Source organism: Pseudomonas sp. NPDC090203 (assembly GCF_044746765.1).
GTDB lineage: Bacteria > Pseudomonadota > Gammaproteobacteria > Pseudomonadales > Pseudomonadaceae > Aquipseudomonas > Aquipseudomonas putida_AD.
Map to the genome: position 1 here is coordinate 298,034 of NZ_JBIVCV010000006.1, position 16,768 is coordinate 314,801.

At 62.2% G+C, this 16,768-nt stretch carries 16 protein-coding genes and 1 pseudogene; all 17 read right to left on the bottom strand.

From position 1 onward, the window contains the following. Window positions 1-44: 44 nt before the first annotated feature. The gene (flhF, locus tag ACIPO9_RS13125) at window positions 45-1,403 is read right to left on the bottom strand and encodes a flagellar biosynthesis protein FlhF (RefSeq protein ID WP_274132390.1); all 1,359 of its coding nucleotides are present in this window, start codon (window positions 1,401-1,403) and stop codon (window positions 45-47) included. 11 nt (window positions 1,404-1,414) lie between these two features. Further along, complete coding sequence (flhA, locus tag ACIPO9_RS13130) at window positions 1,415-3,544, bottom strand: flagellar biosynthesis protein FlhA (protein ID WP_274132389.1); 2,130 nt, start codon at window positions 3,542-3,544, stop codon at window positions 1,415-1,417. 418 nt (window positions 3,545-3,962) lie between these two features. Next, a complete protein-coding gene (gene flhB / locus ACIPO9_RS13135) occupies window positions 3,963-5,102 on the bottom strand; it encodes a flagellar biosynthesis protein FlhB (RefSeq protein WP_274132388.1) in 1,140 nt (379 codons plus the stop codon). Window position 5,103: 1 nt separating this feature from the next. Continuing rightward, window positions 5,104-5,889, bottom strand: coding sequence for a flagellar biosynthetic protein FliR (fliR, locus tag ACIPO9_RS13140; protein ID WP_274132387.1), 786 nt, complete (start codon window positions 5,887-5,889; stop codon window positions 5,104-5,106). Window positions 5,890-5,896: 7 nt separating this feature from the next. Beyond that, the gene (gene fliQ, locus ACIPO9_RS13145; RefSeq protein ID WP_400781355.1) at window positions 5,897-6,166 is read right to left on the bottom strand and encodes a flagellar biosynthesis protein FliQ; all 270 of its coding nucleotides are present in this window, start codon (window positions 6,164-6,166) and stop codon (window positions 5,897-5,899) included. A gap of 25 nt (window positions 6,167-6,191) precedes the next feature. Beyond that, window positions 6,192-6,935: a flagellar type III secretion system pore protein FliP gene (gene fliP, locus ACIPO9_RS13150; protein WP_274132385.1), complete on the bottom strand. Its 744-nt coding sequence runs from the start codon at window positions 6,933-6,935 to the stop codon at window positions 6,192-6,194. Window positions 6,936-7,021: 86 nt separating this feature from the next. Continuing rightward, a pseudogene (gene fliO / locus ACIPO9_RS13155) lies at window positions 7,022-7,498 on the bottom strand (flagellar biosynthetic protein FliO); the annotation flags it as partial. After that, window positions 7,499-7,963: a flagellar motor switch protein FliN gene (fliN, locus tag ACIPO9_RS13160; RefSeq protein ID WP_274132384.1), complete on the bottom strand. Its 465-nt coding sequence runs from the start codon at window positions 7,961-7,963 to the stop codon at window positions 7,499-7,501. It abuts the pseudogene before it with no gap. Between the two features lie 94 nt (window positions 7,964-8,057). Further along, a complete protein-coding gene (gene fliM / locus ACIPO9_RS13165) occupies window positions 8,058-9,026 on the bottom strand; it encodes a flagellar motor switch protein FliM (RefSeq protein ID WP_274132383.1) in 969 nt (322 codons plus the stop codon). A gap of 9 nt (window positions 9,027-9,035) precedes the next feature. Further along, window positions 9,036-9,542 carry a flagellar basal body-associated protein FliL gene (gene fliL / locus ACIPO9_RS13170; RefSeq protein WP_274132382.1) on the bottom strand — a complete coding sequence of 169 codons (507 nt, stop codon included), beginning with the start codon at window positions 9,540-9,542 and terminating at the stop codon, window positions 9,036-9,038. 253 nt (window positions 9,543-9,795) lie between these two features. After that, a complete protein-coding gene (locus ACIPO9_RS13175; RefSeq protein WP_400781358.1) occupies window positions 9,796-11,229 on the bottom strand; it encodes a flagellar hook-length control protein FliK in 1,434 nt (477 codons plus the stop codon). Window positions 11,230-11,308: 79 nt separating this feature from the next. After that, window positions 11,309-11,686, bottom strand: a complete 378-nt coding sequence (locus tag ACIPO9_RS13180; RefSeq protein WP_274132380.1) for an Hpt domain-containing protein — start codon at window positions 11,684-11,686, stop codon at window positions 11,309-11,311. Window positions 11,687-11,732: 46 nt separating this feature from the next. Beyond that, complete coding sequence (locus ACIPO9_RS13185; RefSeq protein WP_274132379.1) at window positions 11,733-13,445, bottom strand: fused response regulator/phosphatase; 1,713 nt, start codon at window positions 13,443-13,445, stop codon at window positions 11,733-11,735. Continuing rightward, window positions 13,445-13,747: an STAS domain-containing protein gene (locus tag ACIPO9_RS13190; protein ID WP_274132378.1), complete on the bottom strand. Its 303-nt coding sequence runs from the start codon at window positions 13,745-13,747 to the stop codon at window positions 13,445-13,447. The genes ACIPO9_RS13185 and ACIPO9_RS13190 overlap by 1 nt, the downstream gene beginning before the upstream one ends. Window positions 13,748-14,148: 401 nt before the next feature. After that, window positions 14,149-14,598, bottom strand: a complete 450-nt coding sequence (gene fliJ / locus ACIPO9_RS13195; protein ID WP_274132377.1) for a flagellar export protein FliJ — start codon at window positions 14,596-14,598, stop codon at window positions 14,149-14,151. Between the two features lie 6 nt (window positions 14,599-14,604). Beyond that, window positions 14,605-15,963 carry a flagellar protein export ATPase FliI gene (gene fliI / locus ACIPO9_RS13200; RefSeq protein ID WP_274132376.1) on the bottom strand — a complete coding sequence of 453 codons (1,359 nt, stop codon included), beginning with the start codon at window positions 15,961-15,963 and terminating at the stop codon, window positions 14,605-14,607. Continuing rightward, a complete protein-coding gene (gene fliH, locus ACIPO9_RS13205; RefSeq protein ID WP_274132375.1) occupies window positions 15,953-16,768 on the bottom strand; it encodes a flagellar assembly protein FliH in 816 nt (271 codons plus the stop codon). The genes fliI and fliH overlap by 11 nt, the downstream gene beginning before the upstream one ends.

Consider the following 16,768-nt stretch of genomic DNA (forward strand, 5'->3'; position numbering starts at 1 on the left):
GCAGACCATCGATGCAGGTATTTTCCAATGTCATTTTCCTTAACCTAGCCCGCGCGTTTGCCGGGGCTGTGATAAAGATCCGCAAACATATCCGCCATCGCTTCCTCGCTAGGCTCCTCCTGCATCTGAACACTCACCGCCCGGCTTACAAGCTGATGGCGACGTGGCAGATGCAGATCATCCGGTATCCGTGGGCCATCGGTGAGATAGGCCACGGGCAACTCGTGTGTCACGGCAAGGCTGAGCACTTCGCCCAGGCTTGCGGTTTCGTCCAGCTTGGTCAGGATGCACCCGGCCAGGCCGCAACGTTTGTAACTGTGGTACGCGGCGGTCAACACCTGCTTCTGGCTGGTTGTGGCCAGGACCAGGTAGTTGCGCGCCTTGATGCCGCGGCCCGCCAGGCTTTCCAGCTGCAGACGCAGTGCAGGATCGCTGGCTTGCAGGCCTGCGGTGTCGATCAACACCACGCGCTTGCGCAGCAGCGGCTCCAGCGCCTGAGCCAGGGACTGGCCCGGATCGACGTGGGTCACCGGCACATTGAGAATGCGGCCCAGCGTCTTGAGTTGCTCCTGGGCACCGATACGGAAGCTGTCCATGCTCACCAGCGCGATATTTTGCGCGCCGTATTTCAACACATATCGCGCCGCAAGTTTTGCCAGTGTGGTGGTCTTGCCCATTCCGGCAGGTCCGACCATGGCAATCACCCCGCCCTCTTCGAGCGGCTCGACGTCGGGCGTGACGATCATGCGCGCCAGGTGCGCCAGCAACATGCGCCAGGCGTGGGGCTGGTCGTCGACGTCCGGGACCATGTTCAGCAGGTCACGGGACAGCGGGCCGGACAGGCCAACACGTTGCAGGCGACGCCACAGGTTGGCCTGTTGCGGGCGGCTGCCTTGCAGTTGATTCCAGGCCAGCGAACCGAGCTGGACTTCCAGCAGTTCACGCAGGCCGTTCAATTCCGAACGCATCGACTCGTAGGCGCGCTGGCTGATGCCAGGCTCGGCCGCCGCACGCTCGGCACGCTCTGCACGATCAGCCGCGATCGCGGCATGGATCGATGGGCGGAACGGCTCGTCCAGGGTCGGCTCGATCTGCTTGTTGCTGTCGTCCATGGCGATGCCTGCGAACAGCTGGCGATTGGCGACGGTGTCCAGTTCGCTGCGGCTGGTCAGCTCCGCCTGTGCGGTCACGATGCGCGACTGAGTCTTGCGCAGCTCGTCCTCGAGCTCGACGTTGGGCACACGCGGGGCCAGCGCAGACAGTTTGTAGTCCAGCGCGGCTGTCAGCTCGACGCCACCGGCAATCCGCCGGTTGCCGATGATGGCGGCTTCAGCGCCCAGCTCATCACGAACCAGTTTCATGGCTTGACGCATATCGGCGGCGAAAAAACGCTTAACTTGCATGACTCACTACCTCAGCCGTTCGGCCCGACAGTCGCTACGATGGTGACTTGCTTATTGTCAGGAATTTCCTGATAAGCCAAAACATGCATGTTCGGAACCGCCAGGCGTCCAAAGCGGGACAACATGGCGCGAACCGGACCTGCGACCAACAAAATTACCGGCTGACCCTGCATCTCCTGACGCTGCGCCGCTTCGATCAACGAGCGCTGAAGTTTCTCAGCCATACTCGGTTCGAGCAGAACGCCTTCTTCCTGACCCTGACCTGCCTTCTGCAGACTATTGAGCAATATCTGTTCCAACCTTGGCTCCAGGGTGATAACAGGCAGCTCCGGCTCAATGCCGACAATGCTTTGCACGATTGCGCGGGACAATCCGACCCGTACGGCGGCCACCAGCGCGGCGGTATCTTGACTCCGGGCGGCATTGTTGGCGATGGCTTCGGCAATGCTGCGGATGTCGCGCACCGGAACCTGCTCGGCCAGCAGCGCCTGCAGCACCTTGAGCAAAGCCGACAGCGACAGCACGCCAGGGACCAGCTCCTCGGCCAGTTTGGGCGAGCTTTTGGCCAGCAACGTCATCAATTGCTGGACTTCTTCGTGACCGATCAATTCATGTGAGTGTTTGTAGAGAATCTGGTTCAGGTGAGTGGCCACTACCGTACTGGCGTCCACCACCGTATAACCCAGCGATTGCGCCTGGGCGCGCTGGCTGATTTCGATCCAGACGGCCTCGAGGCCAAACGCCGGGTCTTTGGCATTGATGCCGTTGAGGCTGCCAAATACCTGACCCGGGTTGATCGCCAGCTCGCGATCCGGATAAATCTCGGCTTCGGCCAGGGTCACGCCCATCAGCGTCAGACGATACGCGCTCGGCGCAAGGTCCAGGTTGTCGCGAATGTGTACGGTTGGCATCAGAAAGCCCAACTCCTGCGACAACTTCTTACGCACGCCCTTGATCCGCGCCAGCAACTGACCACCCTGGTTGCGGTCCACCAGCGGAATCAGGCGGTAGCCCACTTCCAGGCCGATCATGTCGATCGGCGTCACGTCGTCCCAGCCCAGCTCCTTGGATTCCTGCGCGCGGGTTGGCGAAGGCAGCAGGTCCTGCTGACGCTTGACCTCCTGGATCGCCGCGAGCTTGACCATGTTCTGTTTCTTCCACAGCAGGTACGCACCGCCCGCCGCCACCAAGCCCAGGCTGATGAACGAGAAGTGCGGCATGCCCGGCACCAGGCCCATGACGATCATGATGCCTGCCGAGACGGCCAGCGCCTTGTGCGAGGTGAACATCTGGCGGCCGACCAGCTTGCCCATTTCTTCGGAGCCCGAGGCGCGGGTCACCATGATCGCGGCAGCGGTCGAGAGCAGCAGCGATGGCAGTTGCGCCACCAAACCGTCACCAATGGTTAACAGTGCGTACACTTTGCCGGCGTCGGCAAAAGTCATGTTGTGTTGCAGGATACCCACCAGCATGCCGCCGATGAGGTTGATGAACAGGATCAGGAGGCCGGCGATGGCGTCACCGCGCACGAACTTGCTGGCACCGTCCATGGAGCCGTAGAACTCGGCTTCCTGGGCGACTTCCAGACGACGGCGCTTGGCTTCGGGCTGGTCGATCAGGCCGGCGTTGAGGTCGGCGTCGATGGCCATCTGTTTGCCGGGCATCGCATCGAGGGTGAAGCGCGCGCTCACCTCGGAGATACGACCGGCACCCTTGGTCACGACCACGAAGTTGATGATCATCAGGATCGCGAACACCACGATACCGACCACGTAGTTACCGCCGATCACCACCTCACCGAAGGCCTGGATCACCTTACCGGCGGCGGCGTGGCCGTCCTGGCCGTGGAGCATGACCACACGAGTGGACGCCACGTTGAGCGCCAGGCGCAGCAAGGTCGCGATCAGCAGGATGGTGGGGAACACCGAAAAATCCAGCGGCCGCAGGGCGTAGACGCAGACCAGCAGCACGACGATCGACAAGGCGATGTTGAACGTGAAGAACACGTCCAGCAGGAACGGCGGCATCGGCAACATCATCATTGCCAGCATGACCAGCAACAACAACGGCACACCCAACTGACCACGACCCAGGCCGATCAGTCCGGAGCGTGCGTTTGTGAGTATTTGAGAGCGATCCACCGATTATCTACCTGCGCGTTAAATCAAACTTTTGACGCCAGAGGCGCTGTAACGCAGGTATTGCAAAATTCTGTCCAACTCTGGGAAAGCGAGAAAAATGTCAGAGTGCCACTATACAGAATTGTGTTGGGGTCGACATATTTGTCTGGCGGCACATTGATACATGGATGCCCTTCGGGCCTATCGCGGGCAAGCGCGCTCCTACATTTGTTGCAACGTGCCATGGCCTGATGGACCGCGTTGGTAGCCTTGGCGTACGGGTCAGGTTTTTCTGGCCAGCGCCAAAGGCTATGCGCTCGGTCCATCCGAATGCGGCACGTTGCAAAAAATGTAGGAGCGCGCTTGCCCGCGACCGCGCCCGAAGGGCTTCAATGTGGCGATCCAAAGCCAACCCAAAAAGCATCAACTCAAACCAAACCTAAGAATCCCGCCGCAAATCCGGCGGAATCGGCAGATCCTCGTTCAACGGCGGTGGACGCTTGCCGCGGCCTGCGTGGAACTGGCGGATCTGGTACACGTAGGCCAGCACCTGCGCCACCGCCAAGTACAGCCCCGCCGGAATTTCCTGCTCAAGCTCGGTGCTGTAGTAGATCGAACGCGCCAGCGCCGGCGATTCGAGCAGCAGGATCTGATGCTGCGCCCCGATCTCGCGGATCTTCAGGGCGATGAAGTCGCTGCCTTTGGCCAGCAGCACCGGCGCGCCGCCCTTCTCGGAGTCGTATTTGAGCGCCACGGCGTAGTGGGTCGGGTTGGTGATGATGACGTCGGCTTCGGGGATCGCCGCCATCATCCGTCGCTGCGACATCTCGCGCTGCAACTGGCGAATCCGCTGCTTGACCTCTGGCCGCCCTTCGCTGTCCTTGTGCTCGTCGCGCACTTCCTGCTTGGTCATCAGCAGCTTCTTGTGGGCTTCCCACAGCTGCACCGGCACGTCCACCGCAGCGATGATCAACAGCCCGAAGGCCATCCACAAGGTACTCCAGCCGACCAGTTGCAGACTGTGCGCCACCGCCAGTTCAAGGGGTTCATGGGCAATGGCCAGCAGATCGTTCTTGTCCTTGGACAGGACCATGATGGCCACGATCAACACGATGAAAAACTTGGCCAGGGACTTGAGCAGTTCGATCAGCGCCTTGGGCGAGACCATGCGCTTGAGCCCCGCCAGAGGATTGAGCCGGCTGAACTTGGGGGCCAGCGAGCCTGCCGCGAACAGCCAGCCACCCAGGGAAATCGGCCCGATCAACGCCGCCAGGGTCAGGGCCACCAACAACGGAGTGACCGACTGCAGCGCTGCCTTGCCTGAGACCATCAACATCAGGCTCATGCTGCGCTCGTCCATCAGCGCATCCCGGGAGATGGTGAAGTTGTCGCGCATCAGCTGCATCATCATTTCTGCCATCGAGCCGCCGAACGCCAGCAAACCGGCGGCGCCGACGATCATGATGATGACGGTGTTGAGCTCCTTGGACCGGGCGATCTCGCCCTTTTCTCGCGCGTCTTTCTTGCGCTTGTCCGTGGGGTCTTCTGTCTTGTCCTGACCGCTCTCGCTCTCTGCCATCTCAGCGCGCCCTGACCATTTCCTTGAGCAACTGCAAGGCGTCGACCGCCAGCGGTTGGTACTGATTGAGAATGTCGCCCAGGGAGATCCACAGAATCCCCATGCCCAGCACCAGGGTCAAGGGGAAGCCGATAGAGAAGATGTTCAGCTGCGGCGCCGCCCGGGTCATTACGCCCATGGCAATGTTGATCACCAGCAGCGCAGTGATCGCCGGCAACACCAGGATGAGCGCAGCCCCCAGCACCCAGCCCAGGCGCAGCACCAGCCCCCAGAAATTGGCGACCATCAGCCCCTCGCCCACCGGCAGCGTGGTGAAGCTTTCGATCAGGACTTCGAACACCACCAGATGACCGTTCATGGCCAGGAACAGCAGCGTCACCAGCATGGTGAAGAACTGTCCGATCACCGCCACCGACACACCGTTGACCGGGTCGACCATGGACGCGAAACCCATGCCCATCTGGATCGCGACGATCTGGCCGGCGATCACGAAGGCCTGGAAAAACAGTTGCAGGGACAGACCCAGCGCCGCGCCGATGATGATCTGCTGGGCGATGAGCAGCAGCGCACTCAGGTCCAGCGCATGCACTTCGGGCATCGGCGGAAGGCTCGGCGCCACCACCACGGTGATCGCCAGCGCCAGGTACAGGCGCACGCGGGTCGGCACCAGGGTCGTGCCGAAGATCGGCATGGTCATCAGCACCGCCGCGATGCGAAACAGCGGCAGCATGAAGGCGGCCACCCACGTGCTGATCTGCGTATCGGTCAGCGCCAGCACAGGTTCCATGCAGACGTCAGCCGATCACTTGGGGAATGCTGGTGTACAGCGAAATGATGTATTCCATGAAGGTACGCACCAGCCACGGGCCGACCACGATCAGGGTGATGAGCATCACCAGCAGACGCGGCAAGAAGCTCAGGGTCTGTTCGTTGACCTGGGTGGCGGCCTGGAACATCGAGACCAGCAGGCCGACGATCAGGCTGGGCACCACCAGGATGGCGACCATGGTGGTGGTCAGCCACAGCGCTTCACGGAACAGGTCGACGGCCACTTCTGGGGTCATGCTGCGCACTCCTCGTCAAACAGGTTCATACGCCACCGAAACTGCCGGCCAGCGTACCGATAATCAGCGCCCAGCCATCCACCAGCACGAACAGCATGATCTTGAACGGCAGCGAAATGATCAGCGGCGAAAGCATCATCATACCCATGGCCATCAGCACGCTCGCGACCACCAGGTCGATGATCAGGAACGGGATGAAGATCATGAAGCCGATCTGGAACGCCGTCTTGAGCTCCGACGTCACGAACGCCGGGACGATGATGGTCAACGGCGCAGCGTCGGGCGTCGGGATGTCGGTGCGCTTGGACAGACGCATGAACAGCTCCAGATCGCTTGAGCGGGTCTGGGCGAGCATGAAGTCCTTGATCGGCACTTCAGCCTTGGCAACGGCGTCCTGGGCGGTGAGTTTTTCCGCCAGGTACGGCTGAAGTGCATCGTTGTTCACCCGGTCAAACACGGGCGCCATGATGAACAGCGTCAGGAACAGCGCCATGCCGGTGAGGATCTGGTTCGACGGCGTCTGCTGCAGGCCCAGGGCCTGGCGCAGGATCGAGAACACGATGATGATCCGGGTGAAGCTGGTCATCAGCATGACGAACGCCGGGATGAAACTCAGCGCGGTCATGATCAGCAGGATCTGCAGGCTGACCGAGTATTCCTGCTGGCCGTTGGCACCGGTGCCCAGCGAGATCGCCGGGATCGACAACGGGTCGGCGCCGAACGCCAGCGGCGCTGCCAGCAACAACAGCAGCGTCAAGACAATGCGCATCAGTTCTTATCCTTCTGACCCGGATTTTCGAGGCTGTCCTTGCCGCCGAACGGCCGGGCCGCGCCTTTGTTGACCACACCCTTGTTGCCCAGCGCTTCCATCAGGCGGCGGGCGAATTCGGGCGTGGCGTTCTGGGTTTCAGGCACCTGCACCGGCTCGTTCATCACATGCAGCGCGGTGATGCTGCCGGGGGAAACGCCCAGCAGCACCTGCTCGTTGCCAACCTGCACCAGGACCAGCCGGTCACGCGGGCCGAGAGCACGGGAACCCACCAGTTCGATGACCTGGTTGCCGCCGGGCCCTGCGCGCTGAACCCTGCGCATCAGCCAGGCCAGCACGAAGATCAAACCGACCACCAGCAGCAAACCGAACACCAGTTGCGCCAGTTGACCGCCGATACCGCTGGTCAAAGCGCCCACCGGGGGCACGGTAACGGCAGCCGGCGCTGTCACGGCAGGCGTGGCAGCGGCTGGCGCTGGCGTGGTTGCAGGATCCGCCGCCATTGCCAGCCACGACGTCATCAGCACGGGCGCGACCAACAGGCCCTTTAGCAAGCGACCCACTTAGCGCAGCTTCTTGATGCGTTCGCTTGGGCTGATCACGTCAGTCAGACGGATGCCGAACTTCTCGTTCACCACCACCACCTCACCGTGGGCGATCAGTGTGCCGTTGACCAGCACGTCCAGCGGCTCGCCGGCCAGACGGTCGAGCTCGATCACCGAGCCCTGGTTGAGTTGCAGCAGGTTCCGGATGTTGATGTCGGTGCTGCCCACTTCCATGGAAATCGACACCGGGATGTCCAGAATCACGTCCAGGTTCGGGCCTTCCAGCGAAACGGGGCCATTGTGCTTTGGCACGCTGCCGAACTCTTCCATCGCCAGACGGTTGCCGGCGGCGTTGCCCGCATCGGCGGCCAGCAGCGCGTCGATATCAGCCTGACCGCCCTCGCCCGCTTCGCCCAGCGCTGCAGCCCATTCGTCAGCCAGTGCCTGGTCGTCTGCGGAGTTCATTTCGTTTTCATCAGCCATGGTTGTCCTCGACAGGGCTTTGTCATTCGCCCGTAAAATTGTGTTAGCAGAGCAATTCGTTTACAGCACACATTCAGATGCAGACGGCCAGGCGTCAGCGACGTTCTATCGGCTCGATCACCTGCAGCGCCAGATTGCCCTTGTGCGAGCCCAGCTTGACCTTGAACGACGGCACGCCATTGGCGCGCATCACCAGGTGTTCACCCAGCTCCACCGGAATCACGTCACCGGGCTGCATGTGCAGGATGTCCCGCAACTTGAGCTGACGACGGGCAACCGTGGCGCTCAGCGGCACCGCCACATCCATGACGTCCTGCTTGAGGGCGTTGACCCAGCGCTCGTCCTGGTCGTCCAGATCGGACTGGAAGCCGGCGTCGAGCATTTCGCGCACCGGCTCGATCATCGAATACGGCATGGTCACGTGCAGGTCGCCGCCACCGCCATCGAGTTCGATGTGGAAGGTCGACACCACGATCGCTTCGCTCGGGCCCACGATGTTGGCCATGGCCGGGTTCACTTCCGAGTTGATGTACTCGAAATTGACTTCCATGATCGCCTGCCAGGCTTCCTTCAGGTCGATGAAGGCCTGGTCCAGCACCATACGCACCACGCGCAGCTCGGTCGGCGTGAATTCACGGCCTTCGATCTTGGCGTGACGGCCATCGCCACCGAAGAAGTTGTCCACCAGCTTGAACACCAGCTTGGCATCCAGGATGAACAACGCGGTGCCGCGCAGCGGTTTGATCTTGACCAGGTTCAGGCTGGTCGGCACGTACAGCGAGTGGATGTACTCGCCGAACTTCATCACCTGCACACCGCCCACCGCCACGTCGGCAGAGCGACGCAACAGGTTGAACATGCTGATGCGGGTGTAACGGGCGAAACGCTCGTTGATCATTTCCAGGGTCGGCATGCGTCCACGGACGATGCGGTCCTGACTGGTCAGGTCATAACTCTTGACACTGCCAGGTTCGATGACGCTCTCGGTCTGTACCAGACCATCGTCCACGCCATGCAGCAGCGCGTCGATTTCATCCTGGGACAGCAGGTCTTGCACGGCCATGTCGTGGTCCTACTGCAATACGTAGTTAGTGAAAAGAACCTGCTCGATGACGCTCTTGTTCAGCTCTTTCTGGCCGACTTCCTGCACCACGGCAGCGGCTTTCTGGCGCAGCATTTCCATGCCCACCGGCGTTGCGATGGTGTCGAACGCCTGGCCTGAGAACATCATCACAAGATTGTTACGGATGACCGGCATGTGCACTTTCAACGCTTCCAGATCGGCGTGATCACGGGCCAGCAGGGTAATGCTGACCTGCATGTAGCGCTGGCGGCCATTGACGTTGTAGTTGACGACGAAGGGCGGCGTGAGGGGCTCGAAGATCGCCTCTTTCTTGACGTTGGCAGCTTCGGCCGCCACCGCAGGATCAGGCTTGCTCTCGGCCTTGTGCATGATGAACCAGGTAGCGCCGACCGACAGCCCGATGGCCAGCAAGAGGCCCACCACCACGAGAATGATGATCTTCAACTTGCCTTTCTTCGCGGGGTCTTTAGGTGCTGCGTCGTCGGTCTTCGCCATGCCAATAATCCGTCACTATCCAATGGGTTCGGTGTTGCGTGACAGAGGGAGAGCAAGGGTTGTGCCAGAACGGCAAGACGCGTGGCGCTTTTGATGCTGCCTGGAAGGCGTAGGAGCGCGCTTGCCCGCGACCTGCCGCAAGGCGGCAGTAAAACCGGCGAGCTCGGACTACCAGTCAATCCGAGGTGTCAGGTTTTACTGCTGCGGTGCAGCAGGTCGCGGGCAAGCGCGCTCCTACTTGGCTGGCGTGGGGTCAGGCGTAATAATCGACCGCGCTTGAACCTACCATCTGCAACGGGGCGCTGGCGGCGGCCGTTGCGGCATCCACCGGGGCGCCGTCGGCGATCAGGTCGCTGCCACTGCCATTGCCCGAACCACTGGTGCCATTGCCGCGCTGGGCGTCACCACCCGACTGCTGCTGGGCCTGTTGTTGCCAGCCACGGCCTTGGTCGGCCACGTTGACATCGACCTGCCCCATGCCCTGCTGGGCGAAGGAATCACGCAGGCGCGACATCTGGTTTTCCAGCGCTTCACGCACACCAACATGGGCGCTCATGAAGGTGACTTGGGTCTGCTGGTCTGCCGCCATATTGACGCGAATGTCCAGGCGTCCCAGTTCGGCCGGTTCCAGCTGGATGTCGGCCTGCTTGAGGTTCTGGCTGGACAGGTACATGACGCGGTTGATCACGCCCTCGGTCCAGCCGCTCTGGTTCATGGCCAGCGGCTGATTGAGCGGGGTCGCTGGCGTCGCGGAGCCGGTTTTCACCTGGGCGGCCTGGGACAATGCCGCCAGACGCTCGGCGAAGTTGTCCACCCGGGTGTCGCCGGCGGCGCTCTTCACATCCTTGAGGCCATCGGCCAGCAGCCCGGCAAAGGCCTTGTCGCCGCCACCCTCGGTGGTGCTCTTGTCCACAGGCTGATCGCCCAGCGCCGCCAGGTTACCGGCAAGCTGCTGCGCTGCATCGGCGTTGGGGTCCTGCTTGCCGGCGTCATGGCCTGCGCCCTTCACGGCCGCATTCGCCTGGGCGCTTTGCTGGGCCTTGTTCTCCAGGGCCACCTGAACCGCCGTCAAGCCTTCCAGAGGATCGGCCGACGGGTCGAAGGTGTCATCGGTGGCGTCGGTCGGCGCCTGCACCACCGGTGGCGGCACAACCGGGGCGGTGCCGGCCAGCAACGCCGGATCGATCACCGGCTGCGCGGCGACGTCGGGCTGGACCGGCGCAGGCTCGACCACGGGGGTGGCAACGATCTGCGACGGATCGACGACCGGGTCAGTGACAGTGCCGTCAGCTACCGTCGGATCGGTGGCCGAGGTCGCGGAATCGGAGGTGTCGTCGGTATCGTCGTCCTCGTCGTTGTCCTTACCGGAGGCGTTATCCGGCTTGGCATTGACCGCCTTGTTGCCAGGCAAGCCATTGCCGTTATCGGCAACCGTCTTGTCGGAGGCGGCAGACGATTGGCTGGCGCCATGCTTGTCGGTCGCTGCCGGACTCTTGGCGCTGGCGGGCTTGGGCGGGCTGTCATCGACGCTGGAAGACTTGGGCGCGGCCTGCTTGGCAAATACCGTCGAGAAGCTGGAAGCGTTGTCCTTGACGGGGTCTGGCGCCTTTACCGAATTGGCGGCGCTGGCTTTCTGGGCTTTGGCAGCCGTCAGGGCCGTAAGTAAAGGGTTGTTGGCAAGGGCCATGTTGATCTCCGCAAAAGCACGATTGCGCGGAGATCAAGCAAATGGCGGGCCAGCTTTCGGGATGGGACAGATCGCCGGCTCAGAATCCCTTGAGCGCAGACTCCAGTTGTACGTCGAAAAGATCGCGCACCACGGCAAATTCGCTGGTGATCGCCGCGACGCTCTGGCGGATTTCAGCAGCACCGGGAGGCGCCGGGCTGCGCGCCTGGTCTTCCAGCTCGCGGCACAGGTCGGCCAGGTGTGCAGCGCCCATGTTGCTGCAACTACCTTTGAAGCTGTGGACCTTGTCGGCCAGTTGCTTGAGCTGGAGCGGGCCGGGGGAGGAAAAATCGGCTGATTGAATGAGCTCATTGAGTTCGATGACACGTCGTTCGGAATCCTTGATGAATACCTCCAGCAGCGCCGGGTATTCCCCTTCCATGACGTCACGCAGCGTCCCGAGGACGTTTAGATCCATATGATTTTTCACTGCTTGCTCGCTCCTTGATCAAGAAAGCGCCGGATTATGCCAGACCCTCCCAAGCGAACTCTACACGGGCGGTGCGCCCGTCCGGGGACCAATGGCACTCATTACTCAATTGCCGGACCAGGTTGAGCCCGCGCCCGGACAACTGGTTGACCGCAGGGGGCAACGCCAGCACCCGCTCGACGTCGAAACCATTGCCGCTGTCGTGAACTTCGACGATCAGCCGCCCACCCTGCCCGACCGGAATTATCTGGAAACTAAATCGTATGAACCCGCCTTCCATGTTCTCCAGACGCTCGGCGCGCAACTGGTAGTAAAGGGCAAAACCCTCGGCATCGCGCTTGAGTGCCGAATCCAGCCCCAGCACCCCGTGCTCCAAGGCGTTGCTGTACAGCTCGGACATCACGGTATAGAGCTCGCTGCTCTGCAGGCGCAGGCCATGCACTTCCTGGAGCAGTTGCAGCAGGTAGGGCAGCGGGTTGAAGCGCTTGAGGGTCGAGGCACGGAATTCGAAGCTGGCGGCCCAGTCCAGCGGGCTCGAATCGCCGCTGTCGGTGTAGATCACCGATGGCGTGCCCAGAAGCTCGGGCTCGTTGAAGCCCACTTCCAGCATGCTCACATCGTCACGGACCTGACCGCGAAACCGCGCGAGCGCCCATTGCACTTCTTCCATGAGCGAGGCCGGGTTGCGGTTGGTGACGAACACGTTCTGCAACCGCCGCGAGCCAAACATCTCGCCATTTTCGTCGGTGCTGTCCACCACGCCGTCAGACAGCAGGAACACCCGGTCGCCGGGGGCAAAGGGGTAGACCTGGGTATTGTCATCGAAGCTGCCGGCACCCAGCACGCCCAGCGGCAGGTGCGCCGACACCAGCGGCGTGTGGGGTCGCCCGTCGGCATGCAGCAGGTAGCCATCAGGCAGGCCGCCGTTCCAGACTTCCACCAGTTGCTGCTTGAAGTTGACGCACACCAGCGCCGCGCAGCAGAACATGTCCACCGGCAGGATGCGCTTGAGCTTGGCGTTCATCTCGCGCAGGGTTTCCGGAAGGCCGTAACCCTTGGCCGTCATGCCGTAGAACACTTCGGCCAGCGGCATTGCCCCGACGGCGGCCGGCAGGCCGTGTCCTGTGAAGTCGCCAAGCAATACATGCATGTTGCCCGACGGCGCCCACGCCGCCAGCAGCAGGTCGCCGTTGAACAGCGCGTAAGGCGACTGCAGATAACGAATGTTGGGGGCGTTGAGGCAGCCCGAGTGAGCGATCTGGTCGAACACCGCCTTGGCCACGCGCTGCTCGTTGAGCAGGTATTTATGGTGGCGGGCGATCATGTCGCGCTGCTGCAGGACGGTTTCCTGCAACAGGCGCAAGCGGTTCATCGCGTTGATCTTGGCGGCCAGCACGATGGGGTTGTAGGGCTTGGTGATGAAGTCATCGCCGCCGGCATCCAGGCAGCGCGCCAGGCCCTCGCCTTCGCTCATGGAGGTGAGGAAGATGATCGGCACCAGCGCTTCGCCGGCCAGTTCCTTGATCCGGCGGGCCGCCTCGAAGCCGTCCATGACCGGCATCAGGGCGTCCATCAGGACCAGTTGCGGACGCCTGCGTTCGAACAGTCCGACGGCTTCTTCGCCATCGCAGGCGCTCTGGACCTCATGCCCCAGGCGGCTGATGATCGCCGAGAGCAGCATGCGGTCGCTGGCGTTGTCGTCGGCGATGAGTATCGTCAGGCGCTCGGGTGGCGCAGAACCCGCCATTAGCCGATGTTGAAGAGTTTGGAGAAGTTGGAAATGGCGAGGATTTTGATGACGTCGGCGCTGCAGTTTTCCAACCGTACATCGGCGCGTTCGCCGCCGGCATGATCGCGCAGCAGCAGGAGCATGCCCAGCGCCGAGCTGTCGAGGTAGTTGGTTTCCTTCAGATCGACTACGTAATGCTTGGCGTCGGTTTCTCGCTCGTACGCACCGCGAAAATCCTGGTGCGTGGAAAAATCGAACCGTCCTTTGATCTTGATGGTCAGCTTCTGCTTGTCAGGAGAGCGCTCGGAAGTAACTGACATTGGCAAATCCCTTATATGAAACGGCGTCAGACGGATGAAGTTTTAGCACCCCTTGTGCGGCGCGGCAAATGGAAGATTCCTACAGTCATGATGGAAGTGATCTGACTGGGGTGGAGTTGAGTGGTTTGATTGGTCGCCTGACGTCGCGCACCACCGGCCGGGCATGCGGTGCCTGTGCCTGTAGGAGCGCGCTTGCCCGCGATGACGCCCTCGAAATCGCCCCGCCGGCAAGCCGTGCTGCTACGGGACTGGGGATCATAGAAGTGTGGGAGCGGGCTTGCCCGCGAAGGGGGCGGACCATACGACATTGAAGGGTCCGATATGACGCTTTCGCGGGCAAGCCCGCTCCCACAGGGATTCATCGCTGACGCGCCACGCATCACAGCCGACACCTGAAGCGGTTAGAACGGCTGCTGCCGGGGGAGGCGTTGGGAGAGTTCGTCGAGGAGTTTTTGCTCGCGTTTGTCTTCCGCGGCGCGGGCTTCGTCGATGTAGCGTTGCACCAGTTTGCGCAGGCCTTCGACGCGGGCGTATGCCTTTTGCCACTCGCCGCGGGCTTTGTTGAGGTTGTTCTGGTGCCAGGTCAGGCTCTGGCGTTGCTGGCTGACGGCCGTTTCCAGCTGATTGAGAAAGCGCTGGTAGTTCATCAGCCACTGGCCAGACACACCCACCGAGCCTTTGTCGATCCATTGCTGCTGGTAATCGGCGCGGAATTTTTCGAGCTCGCCGAGTTTGTTCTCGGCCAGCCGGACCTGGCCCTGAAAATGCCCCAAACGCTGGGCGGCGGTCTTTTCGGCGCTTTCGGCCATGTCCACCACGGGCGCCAGGCGCGATGCGCGGGTCTGGGCCATGGGTTATCAGCCAGCCGCCTGAGGATTGAAGATGCGCGCCAACTGCGCCTCGCTGCTTTGCATGCTCTCGTTGTCGTGCAAGCCCTGACGCAGGTACTGCACCAGTTGCGGTTGAAGGTTGATCGCAAGGTCTGTCTCGCGGTCGCCGCCCGCCACATAGGCGCCCACGCTGATAAGGTCGCGGCTCTGTTGATAGCGCGACCACAGCTGTTTGAAGTACTGCGCCTGGGTCATGTGCTGCGCATCGACCACCGACGGCATGACCCGGCTGATGGACGCTTCGATGTCGATGGCCGGGTAATGCCCCTCCTCGGCCAGCCGCCTGGACAGCACGATGTGACCGTCCAGCACACCCCGCGCCGAGTCGGCAATCGGGTCCTGCTGGTCGTCGCCTTCAGACAGTACGGTGTAGAACGCGGTGATCGATCCGCCGCCTTTCTCCGCATTGCCCGCGCGCTCCACCAGCTTGGGCAGCTTGGCGAACACCGAGGGCGGATAGCCCTTGGTCGCGGGCGGCTCGCCGATGGCCAGGGCGATTTCCCGCTGGGCCTGGGCGAAACGGGTCAGCGAATCCATCAGCAACAGGACATTCTTGCCCTTGTCGCGGAAATATTCGGCGATGCGCGTGCAATACATGGCAGCGCGCAGACGCATCAGCGGCGCGTCGTCGGCTGGGGACGCCACCACCACCGAACGCTTGAGGCCCTCTTCGCCAAGAATGTGCTCGATGAACTCCTTCACCTCGCGGCCCCGTTCGCCGATCAGCCCGACCACGATGATGTCGGCCTCGGTAAAGCGGGTCATCATGCCCAGCAGCACGGACTTACCCACACCGGTACCGGCGAACAGGCCCAGACGCTGGCCGCGACCTACCGTCAACAAACCGTTGATGCAACGAATGCCCACATCCAGCGGCTGGCTGATGGGGTCGCGCTTGAGCGGGTTGATGGTCGGGCCGTCCAGCGGCACCCAGTCTTCGGCCTTCATGCCGCCCTTGCCGTCCAGCGGACGACCGGCGCCATCGAGGACGCGACCGAGCATGGTCATGCCCATGGGCAAACGACCGGTATCAGGCAGAGGCACAACGCGCGCACCCGGCGCAATACCGGCCACGCTGCCCACCGGCATCAGGAACACCTTGCCGCCGGCGAAGCCCATGACTTCCGCTTCGACTTCAACCGGGTGATGGCTGTCGTCGTTGATGACCACACAACGGCTGCCCATGGCGGCGCGCAGGCCCTCGGCTTCGAGGGTCAGGCCGACCATGCGCAGCAGGCGCCCTTCCACCACCGGCTGTACCGGCAAGGTAATGGCATCGGCGTAGGTGCTCAGGCGCTTGCCGAAGCTGGTGCGCTCAAGACGCATCGGAGGCGTCCGACTGTTTCTGCAGGGCGCTTTCGGCGCTCTTGATCGCGGCGTCCAGATCGACACTCACGTCCGGGACGGCCGGGTGCAGCGCCTGTTCGTGAAGCTGGTCGAACATCTTGGCGATCGCCACGCTCAGGCGCGTCTCGACGCTGGCATCGATGCGGCTGTGTTCGGTTTCCACGCGGCAACCGCCGGGTTGCAGGGTGTCGTCTTCAAGGATGCGCCAGTTTTCTTCATGGCGATCGCGCAGCGCCTTCACCTGGTCGAAATCCTGGGAATTGATCAGGATCCGCACGTTGGTGGCGCCCATCGGCAGCATGCGCAGGGCATCCTGCAATACTTTGCCGATCTGGCTGGAATCGGTTTTCAGCTCGCGCTGGATCACCTGGCGGGCGACGTGCTCGACCAGGGTGACCATGGCCTTCTCGATGTGCGCGTCCTGATCGGCGATGGGCTCGAACAGATGGCTCATCAGGGTCTCCAGGCTTTGCAGCTTGGCGGCCAGGGCGATGTCCGCCTCCTGGCGAACCTTGAGCTGGGTGCTGTGGAAGCCTTCCTTCTCACCGATGGCAAAGCCCTCGTTGTAGGCGTCCTGACGGATGCTCTCCAACTCTTCGAGGGTCATGGGCTGGACTTCTTCCAGCGGCACTTCTTCGCTTTCGGCAGGTTCGGGCTCGGGCGCAGGTTCCGGCTCGGGTTCTTCGACATGGGGATCGAAGCTGGGCAAGGCCCAGACATCGAATCCACTGAGGTCCTTGGCGCGGATGAGCTCGCTAGGCGTTTCTTTATCGGAGCTGAACAT

Coding starts and splice junctions, on each gene's coding strand:
- flhF (WP_274132390.1), bottom strand. CDS start 1,403: ATGCAAGTTAAGCGTTTTTTCGCCGCCGATATGCGTCAAGCCATGAAA.
- flhB (WP_274132388.1), bottom strand. CDS start 5,102: ATGGCAGAGAGCGAGAGCGGTCAGGACAAGACAGAAGACCCCACGGAC.
- fliR (WP_274132387.1), bottom strand. CDS start 5,889: ATGGAACCTGTGCTGGCGCTGACCGATACGCAGATCAGCACGTGGGTG.
- fliQ (WP_400781355.1), bottom strand. CDS start 6,166: ATGACCCCAGAAGTGGCCGTCGACCTGTTCCGTGAAGCGCTGTGGCTG.
- fliP (WP_274132385.1), bottom strand. CDS start 6,935: ATGCGCATTGTCTTGACGCTGCTGTTGTTGCTGGCAGCGCCGCTGGCG.
- fliN (WP_274132384.1), bottom strand. CDS start 7,963: ATGGCTGATGAAAACGAAATGAACTCCGCAGACGACCAGGCACTGGCT.
- fliM (WP_274132383.1), bottom strand. CDS start 9,026: ATGGCCGTGCAAGACCTGCTGTCCCAGGATGAAATCGACGCGCTGCTG.
- fliL (WP_274132382.1), bottom strand. CDS start 9,542: ATGGCGAAGACCGACGACGCAGCACCTAAAGACCCCGCGAAGAAAGGC.
- ACIPO9_RS13175 (WP_400781358.1), bottom strand. CDS start 11,229: ATGGCCCTTGCCAACAACCCTTTACTTACGGCCCTGACGGCTGCCAAA.
- ACIPO9_RS13180 (WP_274132380.1), bottom strand. CDS start 11,686: ATGGATCTAAACGTCCTCGGGACGCTGCGTGACGTCATGGAAGGGGAA.
- ACIPO9_RS13185 (WP_274132379.1), bottom strand. CDS start 13,445: ATGGCGGGTTCTGCGCCACCCGAGCGCCTGACGATACTCATCGCCGAC.
- ACIPO9_RS13190 (WP_274132378.1), bottom strand. CDS start 13,747: ATGTCAGTTACTTCCGAGCGCTCTCCTGACAAGCAGAAGCTGACCATC.
- fliJ (WP_274132377.1), bottom strand. CDS start 14,598: ATGGCCCAGACCCGCGCATCGCGCCTGGCGCCCGTGGTGGACATGGCC.
- fliI (WP_274132376.1), bottom strand. CDS start 15,963: ATGCGTCTTGAGCGCACCAGCTTCGGCAAGCGCCTGAGCACCTACGCC.
- fliH (WP_274132375.1), bottom strand. CDS start 16,768: ATGTTCAGCTCCGATAAAGAAACGCCTAGCGAGCTCATCCGCGCCAAG.